Source organism: Rhodococcus sp. P3_B8 (assembly GCF_056402775.1).
The window spans coordinates 12,396-28,244 of sequence record NZ_JBFUGT010000072.1 but is presented as its reverse complement, the minus strand read 5'-3'; the positions used below and the strand labels follow the sequence as shown (position 1 = coordinate 28,244).

Sequence of the window (15,849 nt, the reverse complement as noted above, 5' to 3'; positions counted from 1 at the left end):
GGTGAGGTCGGCCCGCTGGTCCAGCAGTTGCCCGGGCTCGAGCGTGTAGAGGTCCGCCGACCAGACGACCAGGTCGGCGCGGGCACCCGGACGAATCACTCCGAGCTCGTCCTCGGCGTGCCACGCCCACGCGCCGCCCCGGGTGTACGCCCGCAACGCCGAATCCAGGTCCATCCGTTCGCGCGGAGTCCAGTCGGTCCGGCCGTCCAGGCCCGAGCGGGTCAGGGCCGAGTACAGGCCGACGAGCGGATCCATCTCCCCGACCTGCCAGTCGCTCGAGAACGCCAGCGCCGCCCCCGACTCGGCGAGCGAGCGGAACCGCCACGCCCGGTCCCACCGGTCCTCGCCGACGTTCTCCATCCACGTTCCCGCGACGAGGTCCGGCGAGCAGTGCCGCGGCTGCATCGCCGCGACCACGCCGAGCTCCCGGAAGCGGGGAAGGTCCTCGGGGTGGAGGCATTCGACATGGACGATGCCGTGCCGCCGGTCGACCGTGCCGTTCACGCGGCCGGCGTGCTCGATCGAGTCGAGCGCCAGGCGGATACCCCAGTCGCCGGTGGCGTGGGTGTGTGTCTGGAAGCCGAGGCGGTCGAGTTCGGTGAGCATCGCGGTGAACTCCTGCGGCGGCAGGCTGGGCGCGCCGCGGTGCCCCGGCCGGTTCGCGTAGTCGGACAGCATGGCCGCGGTGTGCGGTTCGATCACGTCGTCGGCGTACAGCTTGACCGGCCYGAGCCGGAGCATGTCGTCGACGGGTGCGCCGTCGACGGCCTCCCGCAGGTCCCGGCGGAACGCGGCGTCGGCGCCGACCGGTTGGAACAGGGCGGTGATCACCCGCGAGTTCATCCGTCCCTCGGCGCGGGCCCGGTACATCAGATCGAGTTCGGCCAGCGGGACCTGCGGTTCGACGACGGTGGTGATGCCGCTCGCGGTCGCCATCTCCAGACTGGACGTGATGCGCCGATAGCGGCGGTCGGGGGAGTACATCGGGATGTCGCGTTGCAGACCGGCCAGACCGGCCCGCGTCATCGCGCTGGTGTAGAAGTCCGTGACCCAGCCGGTGGGGACGCCGTCATCATCGAATTCCGGCCGCCCCCATGGAATGTGGGTGCCGCGGTCGATTCCGAGGACCCGCAGCGCGGCGTCGTTCAGCCACACCGAGTGCTGGTCGTAGGTGGTGATGAAGACCGGACGGTCCGTGAGGCCGCGCAGGTCGGCGGCGTTCGGGCGGCGCCCGGTCACCACGGAGTAGACGGCGTTCTCGGCGCAGATCCAGTCGAGGTCGGGGCGGGCGGCCGCGTGCGCGCCGATCCGTCGCCGGACCTCGGTGAGGTCGGGTGCGCCTTCGAGGCTCACGGCGTCGGGATCGAATCCGAGGAGCAGGTGGTTGTGGCTGTCGATGATGCCGGGGGTGAGCAACCGGCCGTGCAGGTCGATGGTGCGCCGGGCGGCGGGGGCGTCCTCGGTGGTTCCGACGTACCGGATGTGGCCGTCCGCGATGCCGACGGCCTCGGCCCGGCCGGTGGTGTCGAACGTGCGCACGACGCCGTTGGTCAGAAGCAGGTCGAGCATCAGCAGTTCTCCTCGGGGGCGGCGTTCAGCAACAGCAGGTGGGTGTTCTTGCGCGGTCGCAGGTACAGGGCGAAGTAGACGAAGCCGGCGGTGACGAGTCCGAGGGAGATGCCGAGGCTGAGCCACTGCTCCGGGTCGAGCAGCGTGACGACGAAGACGAGGCCGAGCGCGGCGATGCAGATTCCCGGGGCCAGCGGCCACAACGGCATGCGGTAGCCGGTTCGGGTGGTGCCGCCGCGGCGGTGGTTGATCGCGGCCAGCGCGATGAACAGGTACGTGAACGTCAGGGTCGACCCGGTGGCGGTGAGCAGGACGTCCAACGGGACGAAGCACGCGGCGAACGCGATGGCGCCCATCACGACGGTGGCGAGGACGGGGACGCGGCCCTTGGTGCTGACGGTCTGCAGCGGCGCGGCGACGGTCTCCGGGAGTGCGCGATCCCGAGCGGCGGCGTAGAGAAGCCTGCCTGCCTGCAGCGTGATCGCGATGATCGCGTTGATCACGGCGAGGGCGATCGAGAGCAGGACCACCATGGCGACGGCGTGACCGGCGCGTTCGGTGAGGAATGCCTCGACGGGAAGGCTGGAACCGAAGAGTTCGGTCTGCGAGCGGGCGCCCACCAGGATCGCGATGAGCGGGACGAGTTCGGTGGCGACGGTGATGACGGCGCTCCAGATCACTGCCTTCGCGATCGAGCGGGCGGCGTTCTTGGTCTCCTCGGCGAAGTAGACGGCGCCGCCGTACCCGTTGTACGCGAAGATCCCCTGGGTGACGGCCAGCATCAGTCCGGAGATCGCCAGTGGTGCGAGGTTGCCGGTGCTCGGATCGAGAACCTCCGGGCCGAGGAGGCTGGTCAGTGGCCGTTCCATGTGGACGAAACCGAGGACGGTGAGCAGAGCCAGCGCCGCCATCTCGACGCCCAGGAAGACCCCGGTGAGCCACGCGTTGGTGCGGATGTCGAAACATGCGGTCACGGTGGTGATCACGACCACGACGAGTGCGGTCTGCTGCGGCGACAGGCCGTGGATCGCGACGCCCAGGTAGTCGGCGACCCCGAGGGCGAAGACGGCGATGATCAGCGGCAGGGAGATGAGGCTGATGAAGAACGTGGCGACGCCGAAGGCCGGTCCGAGTGCCCGCGACACGAGTGAGTAGTCGCCGCCGGCAACGGGATACGCGGAGGCGAGTTCGGCGTAGCAGAAGGCGATGAGAATGCTCACGATGCCGGCGATGAGGAATGCCCAGAACACGCCGGTGCCGAACAGGGCGAGCGCCGAGCCGCCGAGGATGAAGACGCTCGACGCCGGCGAGATCGACGACAGGGTGATCAGGATGTTTCCGCCGACGCCGATGCTCCGGGAGAGCGAGGCCTCGTAGGTGCCGGGTGCGGCGGGGGGAGTGGCGGTGGGTGGCCGGGCGGTCTGGTCCATGAGCTGTCCGTTCGGGGAGGGAGAGGGGCGAAATAGTTTTTTGACGGTTCCGTCAAACAACTGGGCCGAGTGTCACAGATCACGTCGGCTAGTGTCAACGGCATGGCGCGACCGAACACTCAGAAACAGCGGCGTTCCGAGCTCATCGAGGCGACACTCCAGGCGGGATCCGCGCACGGGCTCAGGTCGCTGTCCCTGACCGATGTCGCGAAACGCGCGGGCCTGACGCGCGGCGCGCTGCTCTACTATTTCGACGATCTGGATTCGCTTCTCGTCGAGGCCCACCGGGCGGGCACCGAGCGCTATTGCGACCTGCGCGACGAGGCGGTGGCCGCGCAGTCGTCGTACGCCGCCAAGCTGCGGACGGCCATCGACGCCGGGCTGCCGAGCGGTCCCGACGACACCCTGATGCGGCTGCTGTACGAATTCGATTTCATGACAGGCACTTCGGCGCTGCACGACGAACTGGTCCAGAAGATGTATCTGCGGCAGCTCGCGACGTACCGCGCCATCCTCGGCGACGGGCACGCGGCGGGGGAGTTCGCCGTGCGCGGCGACATCGACCAGGCGGCAATGAATCTGGTGGCCCTCGAAGACGCGTACGGGCTGCACATCGTCGGCGGAAACAGTCTCATCACCGTCGAGACCGCGCGCACGGCGATGCTGGGGTTCTGTGAACAGATCGGCTGCGGCGTCACGGAAGACGCCGCAGCCGAACGGGACTGACCGGGTCGGCTACCCCGGGTGGCGGCCTGCCACCTCCGCCTCGTGGCGTACCGAGCCGGCCACCACGGTCAGCTGCACCCGCGCGGTGAGCAGGGAATCGGCGCCGGCGGTGAACGGATCCCCGTCGAGGACCACGAAGTCGGCGGCCTTGCCCGCCACCAGTTGACCGGTGAGATCGTCCCAGCGGCACGAGTAGGCGGCGTCGCGGGTGGCGTGCGCGAGCGCGTCCGCCATCGGCAGTGCGTACTCGGGCAGGTTCGGTGCGAGCGCCGGATCGATCGCGGACTTGCGCGTCGTCGCGATGTACATGTTGGGCAGCGGGGGATGCGGCGCCGTGGGGGCGTCGGACCCCAGCGCGAGGACGGCGCCCGCGGCGGTCATCTCGGGCCACGGGAACGCCCGCTCGACCCGATGGTCGCCCAGCATCGCCCGCCAATTGTCCTGGATCGCCGGATCGGCATGGACCGGCTGCATCGACGCGACGACGCCGAGGCGCGCAAGCCGCTGCACGTTGTCCTTCGTGATCGTCTCCAGGTGCTCCATCCGGTGCCGGCGCGGGCGAATCCCGTTGGCGGCGATCGCCTGTTCGAGCGCGGCGAGCGCGATCTCCGACGCCTCGTCGCCGATCGCGTGCAGGGCCACCTGGAGGCCGGCGGCATCCGCCGCGACGACCACCGGTGCCAGCGAGGCGAGATCCCAGATCGGTTCGGCGTTCGTGCCGTCCGAGTACGGTTCCTTCATCGCCGCGGTGCAGCTGTCGATGACGCCGTCGATGATGATCTTGATCCCGGCCATCCGCAGCCACGGACCCTGCAGTCGTCTCTGGTGCTCCACCGCCTCGTGCACCTGGCGGACGTTCTCCTCGTCCGAATCGGTTCGTTCGATCAGCCAGTGCCCGGCCACCCGGAGCGGCAGCGTGTCCCCGCCGGTGGCCAGCGCACGTTCGAGCGCCTCGACCTCGTCCGCGCCGAGCGCCATGTCGACCGCCCCGGTGACGCCGTCCGCGAGATACTGCTCGAACGCTGCCGCGAGGGCGACGTCCCGCTCGGTGTCGCTGACCAGCTTCGCGAGGGCGGGCCACACGATCTGGGTCACCGCCGTCTCGTAGAGCATGCCGGTGGCCTCGCCGGTGACGGGATCGCGCTCGATCCGGCCGCCGATCGGGTCGGGAGTGTCCGCGTCGATGCCGAGTTCGCGGAGCGCGGCCGTGTTCACCCACGCCGAGTGCACATCGTTGGAATCGAGGTACACGGGACGGTCGGCCTCGGCGGCGTCGATCATCTGCCGCGTCGGCGGGTGCCCGTCGAGTGCCGAAAACAGCCAGCTGCGTCCCAGGAGCCGGGGTGCGTCCGGGTTCTCGGCGGCGAACCGTCGGATGCGGTCCTGGATGTCGTTCAGATCGGCGGCGCTCTGCAGGTCCACCTTCTGGAGGGCCTGGCCCATCATCAGCAGGTGGGTGTGGGCGTCGATGAAGCCGGGCAGGACGAAGGCCCCGCCGAGTTCGACGACGCGGGCGTCGCCGGACAGCGTGTCGGCGGTCGCGGTGTCGCCGACGTAGGTGAGGCGATCGCCCTGGACGATCATCGACTCGGCCCAGGCGGGTTCGGCGGCGGTGAAGATCCGGCCGCCGCGGTAATGGGTCGTCGTGTCGGTGTTCATGGTGTTCTCTCTTTCCGTCAGACGACGACCGAAGTGGTGTACCGGGCAGTGGGATCCTGTCCGGGTGACGCGGACGCGCGCTCGGTGCGCGTCGACAGGCGAGCGATCGACACGATCGGCACGAGCAGGACGAGGCTGATGCCCGCCAGGACGAAGCCGAACGCGACGTAGCCGACTGCGCCGGTCACGAGGGTGCCGAAGAGCGGGGCGAATGCGGACCCCACCAGATACGTCCCGAGGAGCGGGGCGGACCAGCGGCCGGACGAGTCCAGCGCGGCCGCGATGGCGACGACGTAGATGAAGGCCGCGGCGTACACCGTGTTCCAGGCGATGATGAGCACCAGATACGTCGTCGAATCGGTGGCCAGGCACGAGCCCAGTTTGAGGGCGGCGCCGAGCACGAGGAGCACGGCGGTGGGGACGGTGCGTCCGAGGCGTGACCCGAGCGCCGTCAGGACGAGGGCGGCGCCGATGCCGCCCGCGGTGGAGAGGCTCAGGGCCAGGCCCATCTGCTGTTCCGTCAGGGCGGCGTGTTCGGCGCCCATGATGCCGGACACCGCCCACAGCGAGTCCTCGCCGATCGCCCAGATCGCGAAGAGCACGAGCAGGGTGGAGCCGGCGACGGCCAGTTTCTTCTCGGTGACGCCCTCGGGCAACGGGGTCGCCGTGTGCGCGGTGCTCGCCGAGTCGTCCTCGACGGCGGGGGCGGACGGCAGCCAGCTGATCGTGAACACCGTCGCCAGCGCCAGTACCGCGACGATCCCGAACGCATTGGTCATGTGCAGGCCGAGGATCGGGATCAGTGCCAGTATCCCGGTGACCGCGGTGCGGTTGACGAGCCCGTTGATCCCGGACACCCGGTTCGGATTGTTCAGCGCGGCGAGGGCCGCCCCGCCGACCGCGACCGCGCCGCCGGCACCGATCCCGCCGACGATGATCGCGACGCACGCGATCGGGGCCGAGTGGACGGTGGCGGCGACGGCGAATCCCGCAGCCATCACGACGAGGCTGACGCGGCCGAGCAGGTGGCGCGAGCGCCCCGCCGCCCATCGGGTGGTCGCGAGGCAGACGAGTGCGGTGGCCAGCAGGGAGCCGGTGAGGACGGCGCCGGCGACGGTCTGGGTGATGCCGAGATCGTCCACCATCGCGATGATCATGAGCGGGATCAGATTGGCCGTGATGTAGCCGACGACGAAGACGCTGAACGTGGCGATACCGCGGCCGAGTGTCAGTGGGACGCGGACCGCGGCGGTCACGTGGGGTTCCTGGGGTGGGTCAACGACAACTCCGTGTCTCGGGTGGCGGCCCGCGTGAGACGTGGGTCACTTAGCGAATGAGATTCGTTAAGTATGCGGAGGGCGCGCCCTGTACGCAAGGGGTCAAACGAACTCAATTCGTTAAGGTTGGGTTTCGGCGTCGCCCGAGGGTCGACGTCTGACACAATGGAGTAGTCGTCCGTGCTCCGCTGGCCAACTTGTACAGCGCTATCCCGATCCCGACCGATCGGGGTGGCACGGACCCGACCGCAATGCGCAGGAGCCGACATGACCGTTCCCGTTCGCTGGATGTTGTCCCAGCCGGACCTGGCTCTCGAGCTGAAGGGTGGCGCCGCCGGTCTCGGGAACGAGATCACGTTCGCCCACACCACCGAACTGCAAGACCCCTTCCGGTGGCTCTCCGGCGGCGAACTGCTCCTCACCACCGGCATCCGGCTTCCGCTGACCGCCGCCGACCGGGCCCGATACCTGCGCGGCCTCGGTGAAGCCGGAGTGGCGGCAGTGGGGTTCGGCACCGGTCTCTCGCATCCGGAGGTCCCCGAGGACCTCGTGGCCGTCGCCGACGAGATCGGGCTGCCGCTGCTCGAGGTGCCGTTGCCGACACCCTTCGCGGCCGTGGTCAAGCGGGTCATGAACCGACTCGCGGAGCAGGAGTACGAGGCGGTGCTGCGCGCGTCCCGGGCCCAACCGCGGATGACCCGCGCCGTCATCCAGGGCGGCACCGGCGCCACCGTGCGCGAGCTTGCCGTCGCCACGTCGGCCACCGTCCTGCTCCTCGACCTGTCCGGCCGGGTGCTGGAGTCCCATCCGGCGCAGCCCGCGGAAGATGTGATCGGGGAACTGCGGGAAGTGCTGGAAGCGGGTACCGGCGGGGCGTCGAGCAGCGTGTCGCTGGCACGGTCGGGCGCGTCGATCACCGTGCAGCAGATCAGCGTCGGCAGCACACCGCACGGACACCTCGCCGTGATCAGCCCCACCGCGCTCAGCCACGTCGACCAGATCCTGCTCGGTCACGCGAACTCGTTGCTCGCCTTGGATTTCGAGAAGCCGGTGCGGCTCCGGACCGCACAGAACCGGCTCAACTCGCACGCCCTCGGCCTGCTGCTCACCGAGGACCGCGACCTCGCGCCCGCCTGGTCGCAGATCCGGCATGCCGCGGACGCGGACGGGATGGTCCGCGGACTCACGGTCGTGGCCGAGACACCGGCGCTCGCGGAACGGGTGGAGTCGGCGGTCGCGGTCGCCATGAACAAGGCCGGACGGCAACTCTTCTCGCGCCGTCACGATACGCGGGTCACGGTTCTGCTGCGGGGCACCGACGACGTGGACTTCGCGCGGGCGATGCTGCGCGGGCTGTCCGGGCCGGCGCGGAAGGCGATCCGTGCGGGGCTGAGCGGGAAGCGGGAGGTCGCCGGTCTGGTGGCGGCCATCGAGCAGTCCCAGCTCGCCGCGTCGGCCGCCGAGGCGGGGGCCGAGCCGTTGGAGTTCGCGGCGCTGACCGGTAGCGCGCTGCTCGCCTTCAGCTCGACGCGGGAGGTGCTGAACTCGCTGGCGGACACGATGATCGCGCCGATCGACGACTACGACCGCACCAACGGCACGGAACTGCTGGGATCGCTGCGGGCGTTCCTCGAGGCGAACGGGCACTGGGAGTCGGCGGCCGCGGCGATGGGCGTGCACCGGCACACCCTGCGCAGCCGCATGGCGCGCATCGAGTCGTTGATCGACTGCCGGCTGGACGTGGCGCGGGTGCGCGCCGAACTGCTGCTCGCGATCATCGCCCGGCAGTCGTGACTGCCGGRCGATGATCGGACGGGACTACTTTCCGAGGCGGGCGACGATGTCCGCGGCGGTGCGCTGACCCATCCGCACGGCGCCGTCCACGTGCTGGTAGCCCTCGGCGGCGATGTCCGAGCAGGAGAAGTGGAACGGTCCGACCGGCGTCCGCGTGTCCTTCCCGTACCGGTGCAGGCCACCGAGGTCGAAGCTCGCGGCGTACGCGCCCCGGGTCCATTCCTCGGAGCCCCAGTCGGACTCGTAGTAGACGACCGGCTCGGCGGCCTTCGGTCCGAGGTAGCGGGCGAGCGAACCGAGGATGGTGGCGCGACGCTCCTCCTCGCTCAGTTCGAACATCGCGTCGGCCTTCTCGTCCGACACGAACGCGACGAGGGTTCCCCGGGTGTCCCCGTGGTTGGTGTTGTCGTACACCTCCTGGACGACCTCGGACGCGCCGAATCCGGTGCCTGCAAGGCCGTCCTCACGCCAGAACGGGGTCTCGTACACGGCGTGCACCTTGATGACGAGTCCCAGCGACTGGTGCTGGTGCATCTGGTGCTGGCGGCGCGGCAGCGGCGGGTCGTAGGAGATGCGGGAGTACAGGTTCGGCGGGACGGCGAGCACGACGCGGGCCGCCTCCACACGAATGTCCCCGTCCGCCAGCACGACTGCGCCGTCCTCGCTCCACTGGACGGTGCGCACCGGCGCGTTCAGGAAGACGTCGTCGCCGAGGGCGGCGGCCATCCGGATCGACACCTGCTGCATGCCGCCGATGACGCGCTTGTCGAGGATGAAGTCCTCGTCCACCAGGTGCGAGAACGATCCGGCGGACGCGGCCATCAGCACCGCCTGCAGCGCCGAGAACGAGTGAGCGGGCTTGGTCAGCATGCCGCCTGCGATGAACAGGCCGATGTTGTCGCGGGCCTCGGCGTCGTCGGACTGCTCGATCAGCCAGTGCTTGAACGAGATCGTGTCCAGTTCGCGGGCCAGCGGGTGCGCCCAGGGCTCCTCGGCGCCGACCTGCGCGGCGAGGTCGTCGAGGATCTGGATCAGCCGGTCCATCTCCTTGCGGGTCGTCTCGTCGACGGGGAAGGATTCGCCGGTGTAGCGGGTGCGTTCGCCGGCGGCCGAGATGTAGACGGATTCACCCTCGCGGTACCGGTCGAACGTCTCGAGTCCGAGTTCGTCGAGCAGGGAGATGAGCGTCGTCTGGTCGGGGGAGACCCACTGGCCGCCGATCTCCAGCATCGCGCCGTCGATGGTGTCGGTCCAGGTCCGACCTCCGACGCGGTCGCGCGCCTCCAGGACCGCGACCGACAGCCCCGCCTTGCGCAGCGCGGTGGCTGCGGCCAGGCCGGACGGGCCGGCGCCGACGATGGCGACATCACGTTGGAGAGTAGGCACTTTCGAGCTCCTTTGGTTGAAGTGCTGACGGATTCGTGAAATGTGGTTCGGTTAGCAGCGGGTGAGCGCGAGCGACAGTTCGGCGTCGATGACGCAGATGCTCGAGTTGTCCACGCGGTCGTGGCTCCGCAGCTCGCCCAGCATCTGGGCCAGGCGGTCCGCGGCGGTGGTGTGTTCGGTCAGCCAGTCGGCGACGGCGTCGGCGGCGGACGTCGCGGACGAGGCGTCGCGCAACACCAGTCCGATCAGGCCGTGCCAGTGCTCCTGCAGGTTGTCGACGAGGACGGCACCCGCCATCGCCTCCCAGTAGGCGGTCCCGGTCTCGCCGACGGAGAACCGTTCCGACAGCCAGTCGAGGCCCACCACGCGGCCGAATTCGCGGTACGTCTCGGCGACCTGGGTGATCGGCAGGTCGAGCGACTGCGCCGTGGTCTCCAGCGCGAAGCCCTGCGCCAGGATCCGCAGCGTGCCCAGGTCCTGGGCGGGCGCACCGGTGAGGCGCGGCAGTGCCGCGGCGAGTTCCTGGACCGGCTTCGCGAAGCGCTCGATCAACTGCTGCGCATCCGTGCCGGCGGTGCGATGCCGCAGCAGCCACGACGTGGTGCGCTCGATCAGGTCCTGGATGCCGAAGTGCAGGTTCAGCCGGGTCCGGTGGGACGCGCCGGGCAGGGTGAGGACCTCGTTCCACAGGCGGTCGATGTCGAACACCTGCCGCACCACCGCGTACGCGACGGTGATCTCGGGGGTGCCGACGCCGAGCCGCTCCTCGAGGCGGTGGATCAGGCCGGGTCCGACACGGTCGATCATGTCGCCGGCCACGATGACGGCCACGATCTCCCTGGCGAGCCGGTGACCGCTGATCTGCTGGGGGACGCGTTCGCGGATGGATGCCGGAAAGTAGTCGGCGAGAACACCGTCGAACACGGCGTCGTCGAGCACGGGGGAGGCGAGCAGTTCGGTGACGACGAGGTTCTTCGACTGTGCGAGCAGAACCGCGATCTCCGGCCGGACCAATCCCTGGCCCGCGCGGTGCCGGGCGGACAGTTCCGCCGCCGACGGCAGCACCTCCGCGGCCCGGCTGATCCCCGCGTCGCGCTCGAGGTTCTCGATCAGCCGCTCGTGGCGTCCGAGCAGGAATGGTGCGTGGACCTCGGCGAGGCTGATGGCGAGGGTCTGGGAGGCGGCGTCGGCGAGCACCGATTCACCGATCTCGTCCTGGACGCGGGCGAGCAGCGTGTTCCGTTCCTCGGCGGGCAGTTCGCCCGCCGCCACGGCCGCGTCCAGCGCGACTTTCAGGTTCACTTCCCGATCCGACGTGGCGACGCCGGTGGCGTTGTCGATGAAGTCGGCGTTGATCCGGCCGCCGTTCAGCGCGTACTCGATGCGGGCGCGCTGCGTGAGGCCGAGGTTGCCGCCCTCGCCGATGACCGCGGCGCGCACGTCGCTCGCCTCCACCCGGACGGCGTCGTTGGCCGGGTCCGCGGCGTCGGCGTGTCCCTCGGTGGAAGCCTTGACGTACGTGCCGATTCCGCCGTTCCACAGCAGATCCACGTCCGCGGTCAGCAGCGCCTTCACCACCTCGTGCGGGGGCAGTTCGGTGGCGGTGACGCCGAGGCGTTCCCGCACCTGCGGCGACAGCGGGATCTTCTTCACCGTCCGCGGCCACACGCCGCCACCCGCCGAGACGAGGCTCCGGTCGTAATCGTCCCAGCTGCTGCCGGGCACGGACGCGAGGCGCTCGCGCTCGCGGTAGGACGCCTCGGAATCCGGTTCGGGATCGAGGAAGATGTGCCGGTGGTCGAACGCGCCGACCAGTCGGATGGCGCGGCTGAGCAGCATGCCGTTGCCGAACACGTCGCCGGACATGTCGCCGATGCCGACCACCGTGAACGCGTCGGTGTCGACGTTCTTGCCCATCTCCGCGAAATGCCTGCGGACGGATACCCATCCGCCGCGCGCCGTGATGCCCATCGCCTTGTGGTCGTAGCCGGCGGAGCCGCCGGACGCGAACGCGTCGCCGAGCCAGAAGCCGCGACGCGTCGCGATGCTGTTGGCCAGGTCGGAGAATCGGGCCGTGCCCTTGTCGGCGGCCACCACCAAATACGGGTCGGCGTCGTCGTAGATCACCGTGTCGCGGGGGTGGACGACCTCGCCGTCGACGATGTCGTCGGTGACGTCGAGCAGTCCGTCGATGAAACTTGTGTACGCCGCCCGGACCGCGTCGGGCGTCGTCTCGGTGCGCACCACGAACGCGCCCTTCGCGCCCATCGGAACGATCAGCGAGTTCTTCACGTGCTGTGTCTTCATCAGACCCAGAACCTCGGTGCGGAAGTCGTCCTTGCGGTCCGACCACCGCAGGCCGCCGCGCGAGACCGGACCGCTGCGGACATGGCTGCCCTCGACGATGGGCGAGTGCACGAAGATCTCGCGGTACGGGGTCACGGCCGCGGACAGTGATAGCAGCGACGGGTCGATCTTGAACGCGGCGGGGGCGGCGCTGATGGTGCGGTCGTGCTGGAACCAGTTGGTGCGCAGCACCGCCGACGTGAACGACAGCAGGCCGCGGAGCAGACGGTCCTCGTCCAGCGTCGCGGTGCGGTCGATCGCGTCGAGCAGCACGCGCTCCGCGTCCGCGACGGCGCTGTCGCGGTCGGGGCCGGTGACGGCGGGATCGAAACGGGCGGTGAACAGGTCGCGGAATCCGCGCACGAAATCGCTGTGCCGCAACAGGATCGCCACGATATTGGGTTCCGACAGTCCCAGCCCCACCTGACGGAGGTAGCGGCAAGCCGCCCGGACCAGGACGGCGTCCATCCACGTCAGGTTCGCCGCGGCGACGAGGCGGGTGAATCCGTCGACCTCCAGATGTCCGGCGGCCGCAGCCTCGAACGCATCGGACAGCAGGCCCGGAGTTTCGGCGTCCCAGGCGAAGTCGCCGGTGCTGAAGTCGAATCGGTGAACCAGCGGGCTGCCGGGCTCGCCCGCGGGCAGCTGTTCGTGGGACGCGACCCGCAACCCGAGGTCCGCGAACAGTGCGACCAACTCGGCGAGCAACGGGGTGCCCTGCGGCCAGACCATGACGGCGGCCGGCTCGGGCAGTGCATCCGCGGTGTCGACGAATCGCAGCCGCGGAGTGGTTCCTCCGGACGCCAGGACCGCGCTCGACACGGCGGCCTCGTCCTGGCGTGGACGGGGTGTGTCGGTCGTGCTCGGAATGACACCGGTATAGCTCATCGTGTGGCTCCTGACCCCTGATCTGGCAAACGCGTGACTTGGGAACCAGTGTGTCGAGAAGAGACGCACGCCACATCCGACGAAGTGGAGCGTCGTACGGCGACGGACGCGACGTTTCGGAGCTGTGAGTACTTGTTAACCGCGGGCGGTTAACAAGTACTCACGGCTCGCCAGGTGGAGACTGCTGCGGTGCCGAGCAGTCCGCCGGTGATCACGAAGATCGACGATGTGCCCGCGACCCCCGCCGCGGCGCCTGCGGCCAGCGGAATCAGTACCTGCCCGAGCCGGTTGCCGGTCAGGCGCAGCGACAACGCGGCGGCCCTGTTGGCGGCGGTGACGAGCCCGGCCACCCAGGTCATCGTCAGTGGTTGACCGATGCCCCAGAAGAATCCGGCCACGACGAGGAGCAGCGCCATCCAGACCGGGTCGGGCACGAACGGCAGCAGGGCGGTGGGCAGCGCCGAGCACAGCGTGGCGGAGATCAGCAGCTTCTGTCGTGGCACACGGGTGAGCAGCCACGGCAGGAACGCGCGCGACACTATCGACGCCGCGGTCCGCGCGGTCAGCAACAACGACACCAGCAGAACGCTGAAACCGAACTCGTGCCCGAGGACGGGGAGGTACGCGACGACGACGTCGACCGACGCCAGCACGATCAGACTGCTGAACACGGCCGGCCGCATCCCGGTCGTCGAGATCATGCTGAACACGGACTGCCGGTCGCCGGGCGACGGCGGATCCGCTGCTTGCGGGCGTTCGCGTACCGGCCAGGCGAACGGGACCGCGGCCAGCGACACCACACCCATCACCGTCAGCGCCAGAGTGGTTTCGACGACGCCGCCGTCCGAGCTTCCCGCCGCGATCAGCCCGACGAGCGGGACACCGACGGCCTGGCCGATCGAGACTCCGAGCGTCAATCCGGCGAAACCCCGGTCCAGCTCACCGGGCGGGGAGAGCAGCGTGATGAACCCCTGCGCGGCGACGGTCACGAGGATCTGTCCGAACCCCAGGATCACGTTGCCGAGGCCGAGGACGATCAGGTCGCCGCTCATGGCGATCACCAGGACACCCAGCGATGTCAGCACCACGCCGGTCCGCAGGACCGCGGCGGCGTGCCGACGGTCGACGGCGCGTCCGATCCGGACCGCGACGAGCAGCGGTGCCAGCGAGAACAGGGCGGTGACGATGCCGATCGTGACGGCGTCGCCGCCGAGCGCGAGGACGCGGTAGGAGACGAGAACGCGGACAGCGTGATAGACGGCCTGGAGGAGAGCAGTGGCAACGCAGACGTTGAGGAACCAGTGCTTCACCAGGTCATCCGTTGATCACCTGGCGATCGCCGAGCGGCGCCTGCAACGGGACTTCGAGGGTGCCGAACACGGCGACGAGAATGCACATCTTGTCGGCGGCCTCCGGGAGGGTGCCGGTGCGCAGCGAGATCGTGACGGTGGTGTCGGTCTCGGTGACGGTTGCGTCGGCGCCGTAGCACTCCGGGGTTCCGGTGACGAAGTGGATCGCCACCGTGTTGCCGTGGGCGCGGGACCACGACTCGAACGGCGTCGGATTCGCCCGGACGATGTCAGGGCGCGACTCGAAGACGGTGCCGAACTCGTCGCCGGGCACTTCGGAGGGAATCGGCATCCCCGACGACGGATTGGTCGGGCTGGGATCCACTGCGGACGCGATCTCCGGGGGAATAGTCGGTTCGTCGGTGCTCGAACCGGACCCGCATCCGGCGAGGGCGAGGCAGGCCAGCACTGCGAGGGCGATTACGCGCATATGCCACGGTAACCTCATCCCGCGAGCAGGCCGGAGACCAGCGCAATCCCCGGAATCGCGGCCAAAGTGGTGACGAAAGCCGTGTCTCGCGCCAGCACCGTTCCGACCCCGTACCGGCTGGCGTAGACGAAGACGTTCTGGGCCGTGGGCAGCGTCGCCACCACCACGATGGCGAAAAGTTCGTGGTCTTCGAGCCCGAGCAGATAGCGCGCCATCAGGTAGGCCAGCACCGGTTGCACCACGATCTTGAGCACCGACGCCAGCGCGACGTCGCGTCGCGGGCTCGTCCCCTTCTCCAGCACCCGCACCCCGTACAGCGAAATGCCGAACGCGAGCAGTGCACCCGGCACCGACGCGCCACCCATGAGCCGGAACGGCTGCATCAGGGCTTCCGGAGGTGTCCAGCCGAGGAGCGCGATCAGCAGTCCCGCGGCACCCGCCAGGACGATCGGGTTCTTGAACGGTGCGGTGATCGTGTCGAGTCGCGACGCGCCCCGTCGGAGCGTGGTGACGTCGAGGATGGTGAGGGCGATGGGGGAGTACGCGATGATCTGGAACAGCAGCAGCGGCGCCACGAACGACGCGTCCCCCAGCACGAACACGGCGATGGGTATGCCGAGATTCGCGGAGTTCACGTAGGACGCCGACAGTGCGCCGATCGTCAGTTCCGGAAGGGACCTGCGTAGCCACACTCTCGCGACGACCATGTACAGTGCGCCGACCGTCAATGCCGTGACAGCCGCGACGGCCAGAGTGGGCGAGAAGATCACCGAGAGGTCGGACGATGCGAGCGAATCGAACAGCAGCGCCGGTGTGGCGACGAAGAACACCAGCCTGCCCAGGACGGTTTCGCCCTCCGCACCCAGCGTCCCGCGACGGCCGAGCAGGTAGCCGATCGCAATGATCACGAATATGACGGTGAATCCCGCAACCACTCCCGACACGCTGCGGGGCACCTCCTCGACAGGTAAGCCTCCTGTCGGCAAACCTTCCGA

Annotated in this window: 11 protein-coding genes; 2 read left to right on the top strand and 9 right to left on the bottom strand. The window is 69.4% G+C overall.

The features are described from left to right. Together AC1D1G_RS21975 and AC1D1G_RS21970 are read right to left on the bottom strand one after the other, a co-directional pair. On the bottom strand, window positions 1-1,569 hold a 1,569-nt coding region (locus tag AC1D1G_RS21975; protein WP_477953665.1), incomplete at its 3' end, for an amidohydrolase. Then, window positions 1,569-2,999: an APC family permease gene (locus tag AC1D1G_RS21970; RefSeq protein ID WP_477953663.1), complete on the bottom strand. Its 1,431-nt coding sequence runs from the start codon at window positions 2,997-2,999 to the stop codon at window positions 1,569-1,571. The genes AC1D1G_RS21970 and AC1D1G_RS21975, both read right to left, overlap by 1 nt. A 102-nt stretch (window positions 3,000-3,101) precedes the next feature. On the opposite strand from AC1D1G_RS21970, the gene AC1D1G_RS21965 reads away from it, so the two are divergent. Then, window positions 3,102-3,725: a TetR/AcrR family transcriptional regulator gene (locus AC1D1G_RS21965; protein WP_241961817.1), complete on the top strand. Its 624-nt coding sequence runs from the start codon at window positions 3,102-3,104 to the stop codon at window positions 3,723-3,725. Between the two features lie 9 nt (window positions 3,726-3,734). Here the strand turns inward: AC1D1G_RS21965 and AC1D1G_RS21960 are convergent, their stop codons facing one another. Both AC1D1G_RS21960 and AC1D1G_RS21955 read right to left on the bottom strand, forming a co-directional pair. Next, entirely contained in the window at window positions 3,735-5,384 is a 1,650-nt protein-coding gene (locus AC1D1G_RS21960) for an amidohydrolase (RefSeq protein ID WP_477953661.1), read from the bottom strand. Between the two features lie 17 nt (window positions 5,385-5,401). Further along, a complete protein-coding gene (locus AC1D1G_RS21955) occupies window positions 5,402-6,640 on the bottom strand; it encodes an MFS transporter (protein ID WP_477953660.1) in 1,239 nt (412 codons plus the stop codon). 288 nt (window positions 6,641-6,928) lie between these two features. Here AC1D1G_RS21955 and AC1D1G_RS21950 point away from each other — a divergent pair, with 288 nt between their 5' ends. Further along, window positions 6,929-8,455 (top strand): PucR family transcriptional regulator, encoded by a 1,527-nt coding sequence (locus AC1D1G_RS21950; protein WP_005259923.1) that lies wholly within the window; start codon window positions 6,929-6,931, stop codon window positions 8,453-8,455. Between the two features lie 24 nt (window positions 8,456-8,479). On the opposite strand, the gene AC1D1G_RS21945 is transcribed toward AC1D1G_RS21950, so the two are convergent. From AC1D1G_RS21945 to AC1D1G_RS21925, 5 genes are all read right to left on the bottom strand, one after another. After that, window positions 8,480-9,841, bottom strand: a complete 1,362-nt coding sequence (locus tag AC1D1G_RS21945) for a flavin monoamine oxidase family protein (RefSeq protein WP_095867132.1) — start codon at window positions 9,839-9,841, stop codon at window positions 8,480-8,482. 51 nt (window positions 9,842-9,892) lie between these two features. Next, a complete protein-coding gene (locus AC1D1G_RS21940) occupies window positions 9,893-13,075 on the bottom strand; it encodes an NAD-glutamate dehydrogenase domain-containing protein (protein WP_477953659.1) in 3,183 nt (1,060 codons plus the stop codon). Between the two features lie 149 nt (window positions 13,076-13,224). Next, on the bottom strand, window positions 13,225-14,388 hold the full coding sequence (locus tag AC1D1G_RS21935; RefSeq protein WP_477953667.1) for an MFS transporter: 1,164 nt from the start codon (window positions 14,386-14,388) through the stop codon (window positions 13,225-13,227). Between the two features lies 1 nt (window position 14,389). Beyond that, window positions 14,390-14,854, bottom strand: coding sequence for a hypothetical protein (locus AC1D1G_RS21930; protein ID WP_283354732.1), 465 nt, complete (start codon window positions 14,852-14,854; stop codon window positions 14,390-14,392). A 14-nt stretch (window positions 14,855-14,868) separates the two neighbouring features. Continuing rightward, window positions 14,869-15,798 (bottom strand): AEC family transporter, encoded by a 930-nt coding sequence (locus AC1D1G_RS21925; RefSeq protein ID WP_477953658.1) that lies wholly within the window; start codon window positions 15,796-15,798, stop codon window positions 14,869-14,871. Window positions 15,799-15,849: the final 51 nt, after the last annotated feature.

Coding starts and splice junctions, on each gene's coding strand:
- AC1D1G_RS21970 (WP_477953663.1), bottom strand. CDS start 2,999: ATGGACCAGACCGCCCGGCCACCCACCGCCACTCCCCCCGCCGCACCC.
- AC1D1G_RS21965 (WP_241961817.1), top strand. CDS start 3,102: ATGGCGCGACCGAACACTCAGAAACAGCGGCGTTCCGAGCTCATCGAG.
- AC1D1G_RS21960 (WP_477953661.1), bottom strand. CDS start 5,384: ATGAACACCGACACGACGACCCATTACCGCGGCGGCCGGATCTTCACC.
- AC1D1G_RS21950 (WP_005259923.1), top strand. CDS start 6,929: ATGACCGTTCCCGTTCGCTGGATGTTGTCCCAGCCGGACCTGGCTCTC.
- AC1D1G_RS21940 (WP_477953659.1), bottom strand. CDS start 13,075: ATGAGCTATACCGGTGTCATTCCGAGCACGACCGACACACCCCGTCCA.
- AC1D1G_RS21930 (WP_283354732.1), bottom strand. CDS start 14,854: ATGCGCGTAATCGCCCTCGCAGTGCTGGCCTGCCTCGCCCTCGCCGGA.